This window comes from Bradyrhizobium sp. U87765 SZCCT0048, from assembly GCF_018131225.1.
Lineage (GTDB): Bacteria > Pseudomonadota > Alphaproteobacteria > Rhizobiales > Xanthobacteraceae > Bradyrhizobium_A.
Genome location: NZ_JAFCMM010000007.1, coordinates 69,165 through 87,271, shown reverse-complemented (window position 1 = coordinate 87,271; position 18,107 = coordinate 69,165). Strand labels below are relative to the sequence as shown.

The following is an 18,107-nucleotide window of genomic DNA, read 5'->3' as shown; positions in this document are numbered from 1 at the left end:
CGGCCAGCCTAGCGAGCACGGCGCACAGCGGCAACGCGGCCGCTCACGCGGCTTCAATGCAGGCGGAACACGCCGTCCACCGCCTTGATCTCGGCAGGCTTGATCAGGCGGGAGTGCGCGACGGTGACAGAAAACAGCGCCCCCTCGATTTTGTCCTGCCAGAACGCCAGGAAGCCGTTGAGCGCTGGAAAGTTCGGGAACAGGTCGTAATCCTGCCAGACATAGCTCTGGAGCAGCCATGTGTGGTCCGGCCGGCGGTACAGAATCTCGGCCGTGGTCAGGCCGTAGCCCGCGAGCTGCTTGGCAAAATCCTTCGCGACAGCCCCCTTCAAGGTCACATTCGACGTCATGCCAGTTCTCCCCATGTCGGGCGCGATCGGCGCCCTTGGAAAATCTGCTGGATTCACGCCTGTCATCACAAGCTCAATTTACGAATAAATTGTTTATTTTCAATGCATTAGCAGCAGCGCACGGAGATTGCTGACAAAACTGCCGAGGGATGTGTTAACGACGATCGCAGGACGGCTGGCAGTCGGTCTTTTCGAGTGCCAAATTTTTCCCCAAATCCACTTGATCCTGGCATGGCCGCCGACTATCTCGGGGCAAGCCTCGCTGGCACTCAGGCAGCGAGACTGCTAAAACAAGCGAAATTCCAAATTTTGTATAGACTTAGGAGAAACGCGATGAAATTCCGTCCGCTTCACGATCGTGTTGTGGTCAAGCGCATCGACGCCGACACCAAGACGGCCGGCGGCATCATCATCCCCGACAGCGCGAAGGAGAAGCCGTCCCAGGGTGAGATCGTCGCCGTGGGTCCGGGTGGCCGTGACGAGGCCGGCAAGCTGATCCCGATCGACCTCAAGGTCGGCGATGTCGTGCTGTTCGGCAAGTGGTCGGGCACCGAGGTGAAGATCGATGGCACCGACCTGCTGATCATGAAGGAAAGCGACATCCTCGGCGTGCTGGAAGGCCAGAGCGCCGGCAAGAAGGCCGCGTAAGCGCACTTTCGTCAATTCATCCTAAGGAAGCGAAACAATGGCTGCCAAAGAAGTCAAATTCTCCGCCGAGGCCCGCGAAAAGATGCTGCGCGGCGTCGACATCCTCGCCAATGCCGTGAAGGTCACGCTCGGCCCGAAGGGCCGCAACGTCGTCCTCGACAAGTCGTTCGGCGCACCGCGCATCACCAAGGACGGCGTCACCGTCGCCAAGGAGATCGAGCTCGAGGACAAGTTCGAGAACATGGGCGCCCAGATGGTGCGCGAAGTCGCCTCGAAGTCGGCCGACCTCGCCGGTGACGGCACCACCACCGCCACCGTGCTCGCCCAGGCGATCGTGCGTGAAGGTGCCAAGTCCGTCGCCGCCGGCATGAACCCGATGGATCTGAAGCGTGGCATCGACCTCGCGGTCGAGGCTGTCGTCGCCGATCTCGTCAAGAACTCCAAGAAGGTCACCTCCAACGAGGAGATCGCCCAGGTCGGCACCATCTCGGCCAACGGCGATGCCGAAATCGGCAAGTTCCTCGCCGACGCCATGAAGAAGGTCGGCAACGAGGGCGTCATCACCGTCGAGGAAGCGAAGTCGCTGGAGACCGAACTCGACGTCGTCGAGGGCATGCAGTTCGACCGCGGCTACATCTCGCCCTACTTCGTCACCAACGCCGACAAGATGCGCGTCGAGTTCGACGATGCCTACGTCCTGATCAACGAGAAGAAGCTCTCCTCGCTGAACGAGCTGCTGCCGCTGCTCGAGGCCGTGGTGCAGACCGGCAAGCCGCTGGTCATCGTCGCCGAGGACGTCGAGGGTGAAGCGCTGGCGACGCTGGTCGTCAACCGTCTGCGCGGCGGCCTCAAGGTCGCGGCCGTCAAGGCGCCGGGCTTCGGCGATCGCCGCAAGGCGATGCTGCAGGACATCGCCATCCTGACCGGCGGCACCGCCATCTCGGAAGACCTCGGCATCAAGCTCGAGAACGTCACGCTGCAGATGCTCGGCCGCGCCAAGAAGGTGATGATCGACAAGGAGAACACCACGATCGTCAACGGCGCCGGCAAGAAGGCCGACATCGACGCCCGCGTCGCCCAGATCAAGGCGCAGATCGAGGAGACCACCTCGGACTACGACCGTGAGAAGCTGCAGGAGCGTCTCGCCAAGCTCGCGGGCGGCGTCGCGGTGATCCGCGTCGGCGGCGCGACCGAGGTCGAGGTCAAGGAGAAGAAGGACCGCGTTGACGACGCGATGCACGCGACCCGTGCGGCTGTCGAGGAAGGCATCCTGCCGGGCGGCGGCGTCGCCCTGCTGCGCGCCTCCGAGCAGCTCAAGCGCATCCGCACCCAGAACGACGACCAGAAGACCGGCGTCGAGATCGTGCGCAAGGCGCTGTCGGCTCCGGCCCGCCAGATCGCCACGAACGCTGGCGAGGACGGTTCGGTCATCGTCGGCAAGGTCCTCGAGAAGGAGCAGTATTCGTACGGCTTCGACTCGCAGACCGGCGAGTACGTCAACATGGTCAGCAAGGGCATCATCGACCCGACCAAGGTCGTGCGTGCGGCGATCCAGAACGCGGCGTCGGTCGCGGGCCTCCTGATCACCACCGAGGCGATGGTTGCCGAGCTGCCGAAGAAGGCAGCGGCTGGCCCCGCGATGCCTCCGGGCGGCGGCATGGGCGGCATGGACTTCTAAGTCTACTCCCCCATCGAGACACGAAAAGCCCGGCAGCGATGCCGGGCTTTTTTTGTTGCGCCAAGCCCCGACAACAACGACGCCTCATCGGCGATCGCGGCGATCTCCATGCTGGAAATAGCCGCCGACACCGCGCCTCAACACCGGACTGGCGCGCATCAGGTCGGTGAGCGCGACGAGCGACGCCGCGACGAGGCAGAGTACGACCACGATCAGTTCGAAAGTCGCCATGGCATCTCCACGCATTGCCAACGCCATCACAGCATAGACCATCGGACGATGACGCGCGTTCACACCTGGTCAAACAGCATCGCTGTTCCCGGCACGTCGGCAAGCGCCACGACGCGCCACTCAACGCGCGCCACGTTCGCCGCAGAACCATTTAACACGTTAATTTAAGGCATATCCGCAAATACGCGTATTGCGTCGCCAGGTTCCGCGCGCCCAGCAAACGTGCAGTCGCCGACGTTTTGACAGTTGCCCAACGCGCGTCGAATCGGCTTAGATTCATTTCAAGTCAATAATGCTAGGGGGAATGCCATGATATCTGCACATAGCAGACCTCAAGTTATGGCTGTGGACGACAAGCGCAAGCGCAACGGCCGATCTATCGCAACAACATCGGACGATCTCAACAGCGCGGTCGACGAACTCAAGCGCTTTGCCGAACTCGTCAGCAGGCTGGCCCTGCAGCCGTGCGACTCGACAGCGTTGCGTGAGCTGCGGCTCGAGGCGCTGAGCGATCTCTGCCTCGCGGCGCGTCAGCTGTCCGACGACGACACCTTCCGCTCTCTGTTCGACATGGCGCTGCTGCACGCCAGCAATCGCCTGTACGAACACCGGCCCGATCAGGCGAAGATCACCACAACACCTGCCGTGGTTCTGCACGGCGGCATCGACGCCTGACACTCACGGCCCGCGCGCCAATGCGCGGGACGACTGCAACTCCGGCGGCGGCGAACGGTCGAGCACCGCGCCCCTCGCGCCGTCGAGCAAGTCGATCTCGTAGGTCTCGATCGTCAGCGGTCCGCGCGTGCGCGGCAACTCGACGACCTTTTCAAAATGCGTGTAAGCCGCCTTGAGCGCGGCCTGACCATTGGGACGCACCTCGTCGACGAACAGCAGTTTGCCCGCGAGCAGTGCCGGATCCGGCTCGGGAGCATTGACCCAGCGGATGCGCTGCGATGGCTGCACCACACAGCTGTCCTTCGGCAGATAGAACATCAGCCACGAGACCGTGCCGTAGTCCGGCGCCAGTACGCAGGCCGCACCGGTACGCTGGCGGACTGCTTCGATGCCGGCGGCGAGCTGCGGCCAGCCGACGCCTATGCTGCGCACCGAAGTGTCGCGCCGATAGCCCGTCAGCAGGCCGGTGTTGGCCTGCACCACCAGCGCCAGCAGCAGGACCACGCCGCCCGGCGCGGCCCAGCGCCGGCAGAACGCAACCACACGCTGCGTGCCGCCGCGCCAGCGCGGACTGTGAACGGCGGTGGCGGCGGCGACGGCGAACGGCGGATACACCGGCCCCAGCCAGTTGGCCTCGACGCGGGCGTGCAGCGAATGCCAGACGAAGTACAGCGTGATCGGCCAGAACAGCGCGCCGACCAGCCGCCGTGCCGGCGCGGCGCCGCCGTCGCGGCGCGCCAGCACGTACAGCCCCATGGCGCCAAGGATGAACACCGCGGGCGTGGCGAACACGAACTGGGTCGGGATCATCTCGCCGACGAAACGCAGCGTCAGGCCCTCGACGCGGGCGCGGCCGAGCTGCTTGATGAACGACACCCACTGGTGGTGCTGGTTCCACAGGATCACCGGCGCGAACACTGCGAACGCGACGATGCCGCCGAGATACGGCCAGGGCGACCACAGCCACTTGCGCAGCTTGGGTACGGCGAGCAGCCAGACGAGGATGCTGAGGCCGTAGAGCAGCGCGGTGTATTTCGACAGCAGCGCCGCGCCGACAGCAAGGCCGACCGCCAGCCACCAGCCCCCCTGCCCGGTGTCCAGCACCTTGGCGAGGGTGAACAGCACGAATGCCGCCGCCACCATCAGCGGCGCGTCCGGCGTCACGATCAGCGTGCCGACCGACACCATCAGCGTGACGTTGAGCAGGATCGTTGCGCTTGCCGCGACGCGGCTGCTGCCGGACAGAATCCGCGCCGCGCCGTACACCGCATAGCTCATCGGCAGGCCAAGCAGCACCGCCACGAGGCGCACGCCGAGCTCGGTGTCCCCGGCGATCAGGGTGCCGAGACGAATGATCACAGCGACCATCGGCGGGTGATCGTAATAGCCGCCGGCAAGATGCTTCGACCAGGTCCAGTAGTAGGCCTCGTCGAAGGTCAGCGGCGTCACTGCCGCCGCAACGAGACGCAGCAGCACCAGTGCGACGACGATCAGCGCGACGGCAGGAACCTCGCGCACACGCGCGCGGATCATCGCCTGCGCCAGACCAGCAGGCTCGACAGCGCGTAGTTCCAGACCGCGCCCATCAGTGCGCCGGCCGCGCCCGCCAGCCACCAGATCGGCCGCTGGTTGTAGATCGAGAACGCGACGCCGACATTGGCGAGCAGTCCGACGCTGCAGACGATGTAGAACACGACGAGGCCGCGCGCGATCGCAAGCCCCTTGAGGCGCTGGTCGCGGTAGGTCAGGACGTTGTTGAGAAGGAAGTTGCTGGTCATGGCGACGAATGCCGCGATGGTCTGCGCTTCGGCAAACGAGCCGTCGAGCACCAGCATCGCCAGGTCCAGCGTGACGAGATGCACCGCAAGGCCGATGGCGCCAACCAGCGCGAACATCAGGAAGCGCAGCGACACCAGATCGCGCGTCAGCTTCGCCAGCACGAGGCCGAAGAAATCGAGCGCGACCATGGAATCGAGTTTGCTCTCGCCATGCTGGCGCGAGCCGAACACGAACGGCACCTCGATGGTACGCAGCGTGCCGCGCGCGGTGGCGACGATGTCGAGCAGGATCTTGAAGCCCTGCACCGAGAGCGACGGCGCCAGTTCCTCGAAACGGTCGCGGCGGATCATGAAGAAGCCGCTCATGGGATCGGCGATCTTCACGCCGAGCAGGCGCCTGGCGACCATGGTGGCTGCGACGCTGATGCCGAGGCGGCTGCGGTCGAATGCATCGGCGCTGCCGCCCTCGATATAGCGGCTGCCGACCACGAGCTCGGCTTCGCCGCTCTGCAGCAGCGCCAGCATCCTGGGCAGCTGGGTCTCGTCGTGCTGCAGGTCGGCATCCATCACCGCGGTGAACGGGGCGCTGGCGGCGAGGATCCCCTCGATGCAGGCGCCGGACAGACCGCGACGACCGATGCGGCGGATACAACGTACGCGGGTATCGCGGGCGGCGAGATCGCGCACCGCCTGCCAGGTGCCATCCGGCGAATTGTCGTCCACGAAGATGACTTCCCAGTCGACGCCGGCGAGCGTGGCCTCGAGCCGGTGGTACAGCGTCACGACATTGTCACGTTCCTTGAACGTCGGAACGATCACCGACAACTGGCGGGTCACCGCCCAGGACGCGCCGGCCGGCGCATCCGCCCGGGCGGCCTGGGAACCGCGGCTATCGGCCACGGGCGGGGTTCTGGTCGGAATGGGGGCCGTGGTGGCGGATTCGGTCATGGCGGCAGCATATAGCCGCGCCCCGGCGAGGTGCCAAGGCGTAGTTCCGGCGTCCCGCGGCGGGGCCGACCATCGGAAAACGGGTGGTACGCGGCCGCCACAGGGGGCCAGAAACGACAACGACCACGAGCCATCGATCGCGCGTACATCCGGCGCAACCGCATCTCGTGGTCGTCCCGGCAATGGACGCCTGGGGAAGCATCGACATCGCCGTTGAAGTCCATATGGTAGGCAACTTTCGAAATACAAGGGCCCTTCGGAAAATGGCAGCCAAAAAGAGCGGAAACATCTATCTCGGCATCGGCGGCTGGACCTTCGAGCCATGGCGCGGCGTGTTCTATCCCGAGAAGCTGCCGCAATCGAAGGAACTGAGCTATGCGGCGAGCCAGCTGACCTCGATCGAGGTCAACGGAACCTATTACGGTTCGCAGAAGCCCGAGACCTTCCGCAAATGGGCCAGCGAGGTGCCCGACGGCTTCATCTTCTCGCTCAAGGCGTCGCGCTTCACCACCAACCGCAAGGTGCTCGCCGAGGCCGGCGACTCCATCAAGCGCTTCTATGACCAGGGCCTTACCGAGCTGCGCGACCGGCTCGGCCCGGTGCTGTGGCAGTTCGCGCCGACCAAGAAATTCGACGAGGCCGACTTCGGCAAGTTCCTGGAGCTGCTGCCGCAGGAGCAGGACGGGCTGAAGCTGCGCCATGTCGTCGAGGTCCGTCACGACAGCTTCCGCACGCCGGCGTTCATCGCGCTGCTGCGCCAGTTCGGCATCCCGGTGGTATTCTCGGAGCACAACACCTACCCGGCCATTGCCGACGTGGTCGGCGACTTCGTCTATGCCCGGCTGCAAAAGGGCGACGACGACATCAAGACCTGCTATCCGCCAAAGGCGCTGGACGCCTGGGCCGAGCGGCTGACGCTGTGGGCGGCCGGTGGCGAACCGAACGACCTGCCCAAGGTCGACGACAAGGCGCCGAAGAAGCAGCCGCGCGACGTGTTCGCCTATGTCATCCACGAAGGCAAGATCCGGGCGCCGGCCGGCGCCATGGAGCTGATCGCCCGGGTCAAGTGACCGCACGGAGGCCGAGCATGGCGAAGGGCAAGCGCACGCTGTTCACCATCGGCTACGAGCAGACGCCGGCGACGGCGGTGCTCGACGAGCTGCAGCATGCCGGCGTGAAACTGCTGGTCGACGTGCGCGCGATCGCTGCCTCGCGCCGGCCCGGCTTCTCCAAGACCCAGCTCGCCGCCGGCCTCGACGAGCGCGGCCTCGCGTATGTGCACCTGCGCGGGCTCGGCACGCCGAAGGAAGGCCGCCTCGCCGCCCGCGCCGGCGACGTCAGGACGCTGACCAGGATCTACAACGCCCATCTGAAGACGCCGCAGGCCAGGGAGGAGATGGACGAACTGGCGACGCTGGTGCGCACCGCGGGTCCGGTGTGCCTGCTGTGTTACGAGCGCGACCACACCAACTGCCATCGCCGTTTCATCGCCGAGATCATCGAAGAGCGCGAAGGCGTTGGCATCGAGAACCTCGCCGCGCCGCAGTTTTAGCGCGGCGGCGCGATCGGCCGCACTGGCGGCAACGCTCACGCCTCAGTCCACGACGCGACCGATCACACGGGTGCCGGCCGGCCAGGACCGATCGGCATCGGTCGCGCTGGCGCCGATTTCCCAACCCGCCCCGCCCCACACCGCATCGACCGCCCACAGCGCGCCGGCGGCATCCCGCATGAACAGCAGGTTCGGCGCGGCGCCCGTCGACAATGGGCCCGCCTCGCCGCGCGGCTGGCGGCGCAGCAGGCACCACAGCGCCGCCAGCGTCGTCTCCTGCCATACGCCGAGCTGCGTCGCGATGTCGTCGGCGCGCAGCGTCCGCTGCAGCGAGAACGCCCGCAGCCTTGCCGGCACGGCCGCCGTCTCGCTCAGCGGCACGAAACGGCGGCGAAACGTATCGCCGAGCCAGGCGATGCTCACCTCGGCGTCGGCGGCCGTGGTCTCGCGAAAATGCGTGTCGGCGCGGAATGGCCCCCGCGGCAGCGCCGCGGTGGTCGCAGGATCGGCCGCAGCCGTCGCCGGCAGCGTTGCGCAGGAGATCGCGCCGGCGGGCACCAGCGCCTCCTGCGCATCAACAGGCGAGGCGATGATCAGGATGAGCAGCAGCAGGACAGCGCGCAGCGCCATGGTCGAAAGCCCTTTCGAGTCGCGGGACAGGGCCAGACTAGGAAGCGCGCCGCTGCAGTAAATCGCTGCGTTAATCCTTGGTTAACCATAAAATATCGAGTCAAACTCAAATCGAATGTCGTTCAAATCCGGATCAAAATCGTCGAAAAATCAAACTCACGATCGCAATACCTGAAGGATATCCGCGACCTGCGAGACCGCTCGATCGCGCGTGCTCGCACGCAGCGCGCGAGAAGCGGGATGCGCGCCATCGCGACCTCAGCCGTTGTCCACAGGGCGCGTTAACCGGTGCAGCCGTCAGCCGAGCTGCCACACCGCGAGCGGCCGGTCATAGCCGCGAACGGCGACCTCCCCGAGCGGCCGCGCGTCGGCGAGCGCGGGGCCGAGCGCATCGTGAATGCCGGCCGATACCAGCACCTGCGAGCCGAACTGCTTGTTGAGCGCCTCCAGCCGCGCCGCGAGGTTCACGGTGTCGCCGATCACCGTGTACTCCTTGCGCCGCGGCGAGCCGACGGTGCCGGCGACCACCTCCCCGACATGCAGGCCGATGCCGATGCGCAGCGGCCAGTCGCTCGCCGCGTTGTCGCGCTCCATCGCCGCCAGCATCTCGCGCGCGGCATCGACCGCATGGCGCGCCGCATCCGGCGTCTCGAACGGCGCGCCGAAAAGAGCGAGGAAGCCGTCGCCGAGAAACTTGTTCACGATGCCGCCATGGCGATCGAGGATCTCCACCAGCACGGCGAAGGCGCCGTCGAGGCGCGCGACCACCTGCTGCGGCGTGCGCTGCCGCGCCTGCGCCGTGAAGCTGCGAAAATCCACGAACATGACGACGACGCGCCGAACATCGCTGTCGGTCCGCGTGCCTTCCGCGAGCAGGCGCTCGACGACCTGCGGCGAGACGTGCTGACCGAACAGGTTGGCGACACGGTCGCGCGCCGTCGCCGCGGCGATGCTGGCCTCGAACTGCCGGCGCAACTGCACGCCGACCGCACCGGCGAGCACGCCGCACAGCAGCAGGATCAGGCCGCGCGCGCCGTGATAGACGAGGTCTGGCGGACTGTCGGGATGGTACCATGCCGCCATGGCGAACAGCTCAGTCGCCGCGACCGCGCCGGTGAAGGTCGACAGCCAGAAGTCGAGCCGCAGCGTCGACAGGATGATGAAGATGAAATAGGCAAGCGGCGCGACGAAGCCGAGCGCCTGCACCGAGCCCATGTTGTCGATGTGCACCGCCAGCGCCACGGTCGGCAGGCTGGTTTCGATGAAGGCGCTGAAATAGCGCCGCACCACCGGCACGTCGCGGCCGAGCGCGATCCGCCGCCGGATCATGACATGCACCACCAGCTCGAAGGCGACGAACGGAGCGACGATGAAATAGAGGTAGGAGGGATCGAGATGGCCGCGCCACAGCCGCTCGAGATGGGCCGGCGCAAAGGTGTAGGCGCCCCACAGCGTCGCGGTCAGCACCGTGACGGTGGCGACCAGCGCCCTGATCCGGATCAGCTCAGTGCCGAGGATCTGACGGGTCAGCTCCTGGCGGAAGTCCGCCGAGATCGCCGGCTGCTCGCCCCCGTCACGGCTCCATGGCCATCGCATCACGAGCCTCTCAGCCTCCGCGTCTCAGAACTTGCCGTAGGCGAGATAGGCCTGCTGCGGATCCATGCCCGACAGGATCGCGGTGCGCACCTGGCTCTCGGTGGCGATCGCCTGCTCGGCCGCAGCCACGACGTCCTCGACCCGCGCCGCAGGCACGCGGATGAGACCGTCGCGATCGCCGATCATGTAGTCGCCCGGCGCCACGACGACATCGCCGATCCGCACGTCGACCTGTGTTGCGGCCGGCAGCCAGTAGCCGACAATGTCGCGAGGGGTGAAGCCGCGGCACCAGGTCTGGAAGCCGATCGCCAGCAGGAAGTTGACGTCGCGCACGAAGCCATCGGCGACGCAGCCGCGCACGCCCTTGTTCTTCAGCGTCTCGGCCGACAGTTCGCCCATATGGGCGACAACGCGATCGTTCGGCTGCGACACCCAGACCGACCCGGCCGGCGCCTGCGACAACAGCCCGGTCCACGCCAGCAGGGTCTCGTGCGGGTCGGCATTGGCATCGACCTTGCCGGCGATGGTGAAGGCCGGCCCGGCCATCGCCTTGTCGGGCAGGATCGGCCGCAGTTCCGTCGGCAGCGTGAAGTCGCGCAGGCCCATGCTGCGCATGACATCGTGCACGACGCCGGTGTAGCACGCCTCCAGCCGCTCGGTGATCGACGCCATCGCCCGGGCCTCCCTCGTGTCGTTCGACGTTTGCTCCCCGCGATTATGCCGGGCGGCAACAGCCTGTCCAGCCCGCCCGTCACACGGCAGCGACGGCCTGACCGGCGCCATCAGTCCAGCGTGCGGCGGAAGCGCGTCACCGCGATCGCCATCGCCACCAGCATCAACCCCGCGAGCGCGATCGCCTCGTATTGCAGGTTATGCAGCGTCGAGCCCTTGAGCATGATGGCACGCACGATCCTCACATAGTGGGTCAGCGGCAACGCTTCGCCGATCCACTGCGCCCACACCGGCATGCCGGCGAACGGGAACATGAAGCCCGACAGCAGGATGTTGGGCAGGAAGAACATCATCGACATCTGCATCGCCTGCAGCTGGTTCTGCGCGATGGTCGAGAAGGTGTAGCCGATCGACAGGTTGGCGGCGATGAACAGCGTGCTCAGCAGCGCGAGCAGCGTCAGGCTGCCGAAGATCGGCACGCCGAACAGCACGACGCCGATGCCGATGATCAGCGCCGCCTGCAGGAAGCCGACCAGCACATAAGGAATGATCTTGCCGAGCATGACCTCGACCGGGGTGATCGGCATCGACAGCAGGCTTTCCATGGTGCCGCGTTCGATCTCGCGCGTCACCGACAGCGCGGTGAAGATCAGCATGGTCATGGTGAGAATGGTGCCGACGAGCCCGGGCACGATGTTGAGGCGCGACGACGCTGCCGGATTGTAGCGGGCATGGGCGCGGAACTCGAACGGCGGATCGATGGGATCGCCGGAAACGCGATCATGCGCCAGCGCGGTCTGCCAGAGCACGCCAAGCGACGACAGCGCGGCGCTCGCCGCCACCGGATCGGTGGCGTCGGCGGCGACCAGCACCGCCGGCTTGTCGCCGCGCCGCACTGCGCGCTCGAAGTCGCGGGGGATCTCGACCCCGAACAGCACCTTGCCCGACAGCAGGAGGTCGTCGAACTCGGCGACGGTGCGCACCTCGTGAGTGAAGCGGAAATAGGCGGTGTTCTCCATCGCCTTGACCAGCGAGCGCGCGAGATCGCTGTCTTCCTGCAGCAGCACCGCGGTCGGCAGGTTGTGCGGCGTGGTATTGATGGCGTAGCCGAACAGCATCAGCTGCATCACCGGCAGCGCGATGATCATCGCGAACGACACGCGGTCGCGCTTGAGCTGGATGAACTCCTTGATCAGCATCGCCCATGTGCGCAGCAGCCAGCTGCCGGCCCTGCGGTCGGGATGACGCGGCGCGATGCCGTCCTGCGGTGCGCTCATCGGAAGTTGTCCTTCGACCGGCCCATCAGCTCGATGAACACGTCCTCGAGCGACGGCTCGGTCTTCTGCCAGTGCAGGCCGTCCTGTGACCGATAGGGCGCGATCGTCGCTTCCAGCGCCGCGGCGTCCCGCCCGGAGACGTGTAGGCTGGTGCCGAACGGCGCCACCATGTCGACGCCGTCCTTGCCGGTCAGCGCGCTCGACAGCCCGTTGAGATCGGCGCCGGTCACCGTGTAGGTGGTGAGCGCCGATTGCGCGATGACCTGCTCCACCGTGCCATGGGCGAGCAGCTTGCCGTAGGCGATATAGGCGATCTCATGACAGCGCTCGGCCTCGTCCATGTAGTGGGTCGACACCAGCACGGTGAGGCCCTCGGCGGCAAGCGCGTGGATCTCGTTCCAGAACTCGCGGCGCGCCTTGGGATCGACGCCGGCGGTCGGCTCGTCGAGCAGCAGCAGATCCGGCCCCGGCAGCGTGCAGGCGCCGAGCGCGAGACGCTGCTTCCAGCCGCCGGACAGTTCGCCCGCGAGTTGCTCCTCGCGACCGTTGAGGCCAAGGCGGCTGATCATGTCGCGCGCCGCCGCGCGCGGCTTCGCCATGCCATACAGCCGCGCCACGAATTCGAGGTTCTCGCGGACCGAGAGGTCCTGATACAGACTGAAGCGCTGGGTCATGTAGCCGACGCGCAGCTTGATCCTGTCGGCGTCGCGACGGATGTCGTAGCCAAGACAGGTGCCCTCGCCGCTGTCCGGTGTCAGCAGGCCGCACAGCATGCGAATGGTCGTGGTCTTGCCCGAGCCGTTGGGGCCGAGGAAGCCATAGATCGAACCGCGCCGAACCTGCATCGACAGGTTCTCGACCACGGTGCGGCCGCCGAACGACTTCGACAGGCCGGAAACGTCGATGGCGATGTCGGGCGACGGTGCGGAGGGATGCGGCTCGGCCATCAGAGCCTCACGGATTGGCGGCGACGGGCTTGCCGATCGGCACCACGGTGACGGGCTGGCCGACCCGCAGGCTGGTCGGCTTCTCGGGCCGCGCCTGGATGAGGTAGACGAGCTTGTTACGCTCGTCGAGGCTGTAGATCACCGGCGGGGTGTATTCCGCCGTGGTGGCGATGAAATAGATACGCGCGGTCAGGTCGGCCGCGCAGCCATCGCAGGTGACGCGGACCTGGTCGCCGAGGGCAAAGGTCGGCAGCGCCGGCTCGGGCACGAAGAAGCGCACCTTCATGTTGCCGGGCGGCAGGATCGACAGCACCGGCCGCTGCGCGCCGACCATCTCGCCCTCGCGGAAGTAGATCTGCTGGATCGCGCCGGCGACCGGCGCGAACGCGTTGCGGCGTGCGAGGCGCGTCTGCGAGGTGTTGACGCGTGCCTCCGCCACCCGCAGCGCCGACACCGCGCTGTCGAGATTGGCCTGGGTGCCCGAGCCGGTGCGGCTCAACGACTGCGCGCGGTCGAAGGTTTGCCTGGCGTTCTCCAGCGTCGCGTTGTTCTGGTTGAGATCGGCGCGCTGCAGGTCGTCGTCGAGCGAGAACAGCTGCTGGCCGACGGTGACCTCGTCGCCCTCGCGCACGGTCTGCTTGATCACGCGCCCGGCTTCGTCCGGACTGACGAAGATCAGGTCGGCCTCGACCCAGCCCTGATAGCCCGTGGTCTTCGGCTCGTTGCAGCCGGCGAGCAGCAGGCCGAACGTGACGACACCGCTCCACCGCACGATGTGTGAGGAGACGCTCATTCCGTCCTCCGCGGTCCGAAGACCAGATCGATGTGAACCTGCAGCATCGCGAGGATGTCGATCGGCGCGTAGGCGCCGAACAGCCCCTGCCAGATGACGCCGAGCATCGCCGGCGCGACGACGAGTTGCGGGAAGCGCGCCAGCGCTTCGTTGCGGATCTCGCCGCGCGAGATGCCGAGCGCGATCATCCGGCTCATCGCCTCGACGCCGCGCGCCACAACCTCGCGATAATAGAATTCCGACAATTGCGGGAAGCGCGTCCCTTCGGAGATGATCAGCCGCAGGATGTCGCCCCGCCGCGTGCCGGCAACCTCGCGCACGAAGGTGACGGCGAAGGTCTCGATCATGGCCCGCGCCGAACCGTCTCCCGCAGGGGGATGGCCGAGCCGGGCGATCAGCGGCCCAATGTTGGTACGCACCAATTCCTGGAACAGCGCTTCCTTGTCGGCGAAGTGCAGATACACCGTTCCCTTGGCGACCCCCGCCTGCGCCGCGATATCCTCGATCCGGGTGGCGGCAAAGCCGCGTTCGACAAAGGCGTCGAGCGCGGCGGCGAGGATCGCTTCGCGCCGCTCCAGCGCCCGCGTGGCCCGTGCCGAGGCGGGTGAGGAGGCAGCCCCCCCTGCTCCGCGACGGGGCGCAGCCGGACGGGCACGGTTCGAGGCATGGTCGTCGCTCATGGACTTATTATGACTGACTGGTCAGTCATAATCAAGGCTCGCGCAAGGCTCGCGATGGAACCGATTCGCACAGCTGATGCGAGCCGCTCAAACCCCCGTCATGATTGACTTATCCAGATTGGCCGCGACATGCTGGCGCTCGCCCGCAGGTTGAGCATGGCGGACGTTGCAGGTGCCCACATTCGCATGGGGGAGCGAGGCACCTAGGCGGTCTTTCCATCTGGCACTGGATCGTCTTTTTGGCGCTGCTGGCGACGCCGCTGCCGATCGCGCGGATTCTCAGGCGCGACGGCCTCAGCCCGTTCTGGGCCCTGCTCGACTTCGTTCCGGTCGTGAATGTGATCGTGCTGTGAGTATGGGGCTACTCGCGCCCGACCGACACCTGATGCTCAGCCGCGGGCGTCGCAGGCCCAGGCGCGGATCACGCATTCCTTGCCGCCGTACTGGTAGCAGTACTTGGTCGCAGCATTCAGTGCCGCGGAAATCCGCGGCGCGACCGCCTGGCCATAGGCGCCACACGGGTTGGTCATATCGATCGACAGCGCCGCACAGCCGCGGCGCATGGTGACGGTCGAGCACTCGCCCTTGCACTGCTTGCGCGCCGCCGCCACGGCGCCGGCGGCCGACGGATAGTCGTAGGCCTGACCGTAGGCGCCGCACTTGCCGATGGCGAGCGCTCCGGCCGCGCGCGCATCGCTTGGCGCCACCGCGCCGGCGATTGTCAGCAGCGTCAGGACGGCAGTGATCGCGCGGCGGCGTGACGCCCCCGCTTCCATGGCAAGCCGAAACACGAAATCCCCTCCCCCGAGGTGCAATGCGACCGCCAATCTAGCCGCGCGGTCGTTTCAACTTGGTGAACGGGAAGCAAACGAACAGGGTTAACCGCCCCCGGAGGCTTCAATCCCCCCTGGCGAGCGCCAGCGCGTCGGGGGTGTCGATGTCGAGAAACGCCCCGTTGCCCTCGACGACGACCTCGGCGACAGCCTCGCCATGGCGGGCGATGAGATGGCGCGCGCCGGTGTCGCCGTCGAGCGTCATCAGCTCCGGGAAGAAGCGCCGCGACCACAGCACCGGGTTGCCGCGGCGGCCGTCGCTGACCGGCACCGCGATCAGCGCGCCACGGTCGGGATCGAACGCCTCGATCAGGCGGTCGACCAGCGCGGTCTCGACCATCGGCATGTCGCCGAGACAGACCACCGCGCCGTCGGCGTCCGCCGGCACGGCCGCAATGCCGGCCTTCACCGAGGAGGCGATGCCGCCGGCGAAATCCGGATTGTGCACGAACGTGACGTCGAGGCCGGCAAGTGCGCCCTTGATCTCGTCCGCCTGATGGCCAGTGACGACGATCACCGACGCAGCCTTCGAGCGCCTCGCCTGTTCGGCGACGATCCGCACCAGCGGCCTGCCCGACAACTCGGCGAGCAGCTTGTTCGGCCCGCCCATCCGCGTCGAACGGCCGGCCGCCAGCACGATGGCGGCGACACGGCGGTTGCCGTCGGTGCCCGGCGGCACGCGCGGCTGCGGCCGGGTGACGATCTCCATCAGCAGGCCGCCGACGCCAAGGCTGGTGATGTCGGCGCGCGACACCTTGAGCCCGGCGAGCAGCCGCATCAGCACCCAGTCGAAGCCGTTCTCGGTCGGCGAGCGCGCGCAGCCCGGCGCGCCGAGCACCGGCACGTCCTGCGCACTGCCGATCAGCAGCAGGTTGCCGGGATCGACCGGCATGCCGAAGTGCTCGATGCGGCCGCCGACGGCCTCGATCGCGGCGGGAATGACGTCGCGGCGGTCGGCGATCGCCGAGGCGCCGAACACGATCACCAGCTCGGCGCCAAGCCCGAGCAACTCGCGGACCGCGCCCGCGAGCAATTCCTCGTCATGCGGCACCCGCCGCTCGGCGATGATCGCCGCTCCTGCCGGCGCAAGACGCTCGGCGGTGACACGCAGCGTCTTGTCGATCACCTTGGGCGCGAGGCCCGGCAGCACGGTCGAGACCACGCCGACCTTCTTCACCGCATAGGGCACGACCCGCAGCGTGTCCGGCGCGACCGCGGCGACAGCGGCATCGCGCAGCGCTCCGGCGATGCCGAATGGAATGAGCTTCACCGTGCCGATCATCTCACCGGCGACGACCGCCTTGAACGCGGGCAGCGTCGCCAGGGTGATGGCCTCGTCCACCTCGTTGATGCGATCGACCGCCGCGCGATTCACCACCAGCACACCGGCCTCGGCTGCGAACAGGTTGGCGCGCCCGGTCACCGCACGCTCGACGCTGACGCCGGGACCGGCGACCGCCCGGGCGATGCTCGCCGCCGCCGCGTCCTCGGAGATGTCGCCGTCTTCGAGACGCGCGACCACGATCTCGCGCACGCCGGCGCGGACCAGCGCCTCGACATCGGCGACGCCGACGGTGGTCCCTTTCTTGAGCACCAGCGCGCCCTTGCGGATGGTGTGGACGGTGACGCCGCCGACGGCGTCCGCCGGCGCGACGGGACCGAATCTCATGCCGCGTTCTCTCGGGCGACGGCCACCTTCGGCAGGCGCAGTTCGGCGGTGATCTCGGCCATGATCGACACCGCGATCTCCGCCGGAGAGATCGCACCGATGGCAAGCCCGATCGGCGCATGAATGCGCGCGAGACCGGCCTCGCTGGCGCCCTGCGCCTTCAGCCGCTCGAGCCGCTTGGCATGGGTTTTCCGAGAGCCGAGCGCGCCGATGTAAAAGCAGTCGCGCGCCAGCGCGTGCAGCAGCGCCGGATCGTCGATCTTGGGATCGTGGGTCAGAGCCACGAACGCGGTGTAGCGGTCGACATTGAGCGGCGGCAGCGCGGTGTCCGGCCACTCGGCGATCAGCGGCACGCCGGGAAAGCGCTCGGGCGAGGCGAACGCCGTGCGCGGGTCGACGATGGTGACATCATAATCGAGCGACGCGGCGAGCGGCGCCAGTGCCTGGCTGATGTGCACGGCCCCGGCGATGACAAGGCGCGCCACCGGCGCATGCACCGTGAGGAACAGCTTGCGGCCGTCGACCTCGATCATTGCGCTCTTGTTCATGCGCAGGTGCTTGTCGAGCTCCGCGTGCAGCGGATCGGCGGCGAAATCGGCGGCCTTGACGAGGCGCTGCTCGCCGCTCGCAACCTCGGTGATCACGATCGCCGGCCGCCGCGCGACGCGCTCGGCATTGAGTTCGGTGAGGATTGAAAGCTTCACAGCGGCGATCCAGCTTGTACCGTTCGCTGTCCGTTGCGCGCCTTCCGACAGCGAACGTCGGATCCGGAAGGCTGCGGTCTTCGTCGTCGCCGATCCGCGGCGCGGAACGGCGCCGCCGTCAGGCGACCTTCTCGACGAACACGCGGATGGTGCCGCCGCACGACAGCCCGACATTCCAGGCCGTCTCGTCGGCGACGCCGAATTCCAGCATCTTCGGCTGCCCGGAGGCAATGACGTCGAGCGCCTCGGTCACTACCGCCCCCTCGACGCAGCCGCCCGACACCGAGCCGAGGAAGGCGCCGTCGTCGTTGATGACGAGATGCGAGCCGGTCGGCCGCGGCGCCGAGCCCCAGGTTTCCATTACGGTCGCGAGCGCGACGCCGTGCCCGGCCTTCTGCCACTGTTCAGCGGTCTTGAGGATATCGTCGTCACGGTTGAGCATGGGG

At 67.1% G+C, this 18,107-nt stretch carries 20 protein-coding genes; 5 read left to right on the top strand and 15 right to left on the bottom strand.

Annotated features, from left to right (window positions below):
* Positions 1 to 53: 53 nt before the first annotated feature.
* Positions 54 to 350: an usg protein gene (locus tag JQ639_RS32785; protein WP_211964277.1), complete on the bottom strand. Its 297-nt coding sequence runs from the start codon at positions 348 to 350 to the stop codon at positions 54 to 56.
* A gap of 333 nt (positions 351 to 683) precedes the next feature.
* Here JQ639_RS32785 and JQ639_RS32780 point away from each other — a divergent pair, with 333 nt between their 5' ends.
* Both JQ639_RS32780 and groL read left to right on the top strand, forming a co-directional pair.
* Positions 684 to 998, top strand: a complete 315-nt coding sequence (locus JQ639_RS32780; protein ID WP_211964274.1) for a co-chaperone GroES — start codon at positions 684 to 686, stop codon at positions 996 to 998.
* A gap of 37 nt (positions 999 to 1,035) precedes the next feature.
* Positions 1,036 to 2,676, top strand: a complete 1,641-nt coding sequence (gene groL, locus JQ639_RS32775; protein WP_211964273.1) for a chaperonin GroEL — start codon at positions 1,036 to 1,038, stop codon at positions 2,674 to 2,676.
* Positions 2,677 to 2,760: 84 nt separating this feature from the next.
* On the opposite strand, the gene JQ639_RS32770 is transcribed toward groL, so the two are convergent.
* Complete coding sequence (locus JQ639_RS32770; protein ID WP_211964271.1) at positions 2,761 to 2,907, bottom strand: hypothetical protein; 147 nt, start codon at positions 2,905 to 2,907, stop codon at positions 2,761 to 2,763.
* A gap of 345 nt (positions 2,908 to 3,252) precedes the next feature.
* On the opposite strand from JQ639_RS32770, the gene JQ639_RS32765 reads away from it, so the two are divergent.
* Entirely contained in the window at positions 3,253 to 3,582 is a 330-nt protein-coding gene (locus tag JQ639_RS32765; protein ID WP_211964269.1) for a hypothetical protein, read from the top strand.
* 3 nt (positions 3,583 to 3,585) lie between these two features.
* On the opposite strand, the gene JQ639_RS32760 is transcribed toward JQ639_RS32765, so the two are convergent.
* The gene (locus tag JQ639_RS32760) at positions 3,586 to 5,115 is read right to left on the bottom strand and encodes a glycosyltransferase family 39 protein (RefSeq protein ID WP_211964267.1); all 1,530 of its coding nucleotides are present in this window, start codon (positions 5,113 to 5,115) and stop codon (positions 3,586 to 3,588) included.
* Positions 5,112 to 6,260, bottom strand: coding sequence for a glycosyltransferase family 2 protein (locus JQ639_RS32755; RefSeq protein WP_371745013.1), 1,149 nt, complete (start codon positions 6,258 to 6,260; stop codon positions 5,112 to 5,114). The genes JQ639_RS32760 and JQ639_RS32755 overlap by 4 nt, the downstream gene beginning before the upstream one ends.
* Before the next feature lie 311 nt (positions 6,261 to 6,571).
* Here JQ639_RS32755 and JQ639_RS32750 point away from each other — a divergent pair, with 311 nt between their 5' ends.
* Together JQ639_RS32750 and JQ639_RS32745 are read left to right on the top strand one after the other, a co-directional pair.
* Entirely contained in the window at positions 6,572 to 7,378 is an 807-nt protein-coding gene (locus tag JQ639_RS32750) for a DUF72 domain-containing protein (RefSeq protein ID WP_211964262.1), read from the top strand.
* Between the two features lie 17 nt (positions 7,379 to 7,395).
* A complete protein-coding gene (locus JQ639_RS32745; RefSeq protein WP_211964261.1) occupies positions 7,396 to 7,860 on the top strand; it encodes a DUF488 domain-containing protein in 465 nt (154 codons plus the stop codon).
* Between the two features lie 42 nt (positions 7,861 to 7,902).
* On the opposite strand, the gene JQ639_RS32740 is transcribed toward JQ639_RS32745, so the two are convergent.
* The 11 genes from JQ639_RS32740 to JQ639_RS32690 form a co-directional block, all read right to left on the bottom strand.
* On the bottom strand, positions 7,903 to 8,490 hold the full coding sequence (locus JQ639_RS32740) for a hypothetical protein (protein ID WP_211964259.1): 588 nt from the start codon (positions 8,488 to 8,490) through the stop codon (positions 7,903 to 7,905).
* A gap of 297 nt (positions 8,491 to 8,787) precedes the next feature.
* A complete protein-coding gene (locus tag JQ639_RS32735; protein WP_211964258.1) occupies positions 8,788 to 10,086 on the bottom strand; it encodes an adenylate/guanylate cyclase domain-containing protein in 1,299 nt (432 codons plus the stop codon).
* 24 nt (positions 10,087 to 10,110) lie between these two features.
* Complete coding sequence (locus tag JQ639_RS32730; protein ID WP_211964256.1) at positions 10,111 to 10,758, bottom strand: RraA family protein; 648 nt, start codon at positions 10,756 to 10,758, stop codon at positions 10,111 to 10,113.
* Positions 10,759 to 10,868: 110 nt separating this feature from the next.
* Entirely contained in the window at positions 10,869 to 12,035 is a 1,167-nt protein-coding gene (locus JQ639_RS32725; protein ID WP_211964254.1) for an ABC transporter permease, read from the bottom strand.
* Positions 12,032 to 12,982: an ABC transporter ATP-binding protein gene (locus tag JQ639_RS32720; protein WP_211964253.1), complete on the bottom strand. Its 951-nt coding sequence runs from the start codon at positions 12,980 to 12,982 to the stop codon at positions 12,032 to 12,034. Before JQ639_RS32720 ends, JQ639_RS32725 begins: the two co-directional genes overlap by 4 nt.
* A 7-nt stretch (positions 12,983 to 12,989) precedes the next feature.
* Positions 12,990 to 13,775, bottom strand: a complete 786-nt coding sequence (locus tag JQ639_RS32715; protein WP_211964251.1) for an HlyD family secretion protein — start codon at positions 13,773 to 13,775, stop codon at positions 12,990 to 12,992.
* Positions 13,772 to 14,455: a TetR/AcrR family transcriptional regulator gene (locus JQ639_RS32710; RefSeq protein ID WP_211964246.1), complete on the bottom strand. Its 684-nt coding sequence runs from the start codon at positions 14,453 to 14,455 to the stop codon at positions 13,772 to 13,774. The genes JQ639_RS32715 and JQ639_RS32710 overlap by 4 nt, the downstream gene beginning before the upstream one ends.
* A 389-nt stretch (positions 14,456 to 14,844) precedes the next feature.
* A complete protein-coding gene (locus JQ639_RS32705) occupies positions 14,845 to 15,231 on the bottom strand; it encodes a DUF4189 domain-containing protein (RefSeq protein ID WP_211965076.1) in 387 nt (128 codons plus the stop codon).
* A gap of 121 nt (positions 15,232 to 15,352) precedes the next feature.
* Positions 15,353 to 16,957, bottom strand: a complete 1,605-nt coding sequence (locus JQ639_RS32700) for an NTP transferase domain-containing protein (RefSeq protein WP_211964244.1) — start codon at positions 16,955 to 16,957, stop codon at positions 15,353 to 15,355.
* Positions 16,954 to 17,661: an XdhC family protein gene (locus tag JQ639_RS32695; protein ID WP_211964243.1), complete on the bottom strand. Its 708-nt coding sequence runs from the start codon at positions 17,659 to 17,661 to the stop codon at positions 16,954 to 16,956. The genes JQ639_RS32700 and JQ639_RS32695 overlap by 4 nt, the downstream gene beginning before the upstream one ends.
* A gap of 118 nt (positions 17,662 to 17,779) precedes the next feature.
* The gene (locus JQ639_RS32690; RefSeq protein ID WP_211964241.1) at positions 17,780 to 18,103 is read right to left on the bottom strand and encodes an XdhC family protein; all 324 of its coding nucleotides are present in this window, start codon (positions 18,101 to 18,103) and stop codon (positions 17,780 to 17,782) included.
* Positions 18,104 to 18,107: the final 4 nt, after the last annotated feature.

Coding starts and splice junctions, on each gene's coding strand:
- JQ639_RS32785 (WP_211964277.1), bottom strand. CDS start 350: ATGACGTCGAATGTGACCTTGAAGGGGGCTGTCGCGAAGGATTTTGCC.
- JQ639_RS32780 (WP_211964274.1), top strand. CDS start 684: ATGAAATTCCGTCCGCTTCACGATCGTGTTGTGGTCAAGCGCATCGAC.
- groL (WP_211964273.1), top strand. CDS start 1,036: ATGGCTGCCAAAGAAGTCAAATTCTCCGCCGAGGCCCGCGAAAAGATG.
- JQ639_RS32770 (WP_211964271.1), bottom strand. CDS start 2,907: ATGGCGACTTTCGAACTGATCGTGGTCGTACTCTGCCTCGTCGCGGCG.
- JQ639_RS32760 (WP_211964267.1), bottom strand. CDS start 5,115: ATGATCCGCGCGCGTGTGCGCGAGGTTCCTGCCGTCGCGCTGATCGTC.
- JQ639_RS32750 (WP_211964262.1), top strand. CDS start 6,572: ATGGCAGCCAAAAAGAGCGGAAACATCTATCTCGGCATCGGCGGCTGG.
- JQ639_RS32745 (WP_211964261.1), top strand. CDS start 7,396: ATGGCGAAGGGCAAGCGCACGCTGTTCACCATCGGCTACGAGCAGACG.
- JQ639_RS32740 (WP_211964259.1), bottom strand. CDS start 8,490: ATGGCGCTGCGCGCTGTCCTGCTGCTGCTCATCCTGATCATCGCCTCG.
- JQ639_RS32735 (WP_211964258.1), bottom strand. CDS start 10,086: ATGCGATGGCCATGGAGCCGTGACGGGGGCGAGCAGCCGGCGATCTCG.
- JQ639_RS32730 (WP_211964256.1), bottom strand. CDS start 10,758: ATGGCGTCGATCACCGAGCGGCTGGAGGCGTGCTACACCGGCGTCGTG.
- JQ639_RS32725 (WP_211964254.1), bottom strand. CDS start 12,035: ATGAGCGCACCGCAGGACGGCATCGCGCCGCGTCATCCCGACCGCAGG.
- JQ639_RS32720 (WP_211964253.1), bottom strand. CDS start 12,982: ATGGCCGAGCCGCATCCCTCCGCACCGTCGCCCGACATCGCCATCGAC.
- JQ639_RS32715 (WP_211964251.1), bottom strand. CDS start 13,775: ATGAGCGTCTCCTCACACATCGTGCGGTGGAGCGGTGTCGTCACGTTC.
- JQ639_RS32710 (WP_211964246.1), bottom strand. CDS start 14,455: ATGAGCGACGACCATGCCTCGAACCGTGCCCGTCCGGCTGCGCCCCGT.
- JQ639_RS32705 (WP_211965076.1), bottom strand. CDS start 15,231: ATGGAAGCGGGGGCGTCACGCCGCCGCGCGATCACTGCCGTCCTGACG.
- JQ639_RS32700 (WP_211964244.1), bottom strand. CDS start 16,957: ATGAGATTCGGTCCCGTCGCGCCGGCGGACGCCGTCGGCGGCGTCACC.
- JQ639_RS32690 (WP_211964241.1), bottom strand. CDS start 18,103: ATGCTCAACCGTGACGACGATATCCTCAAGACCGCTGAACAGTGGCAG.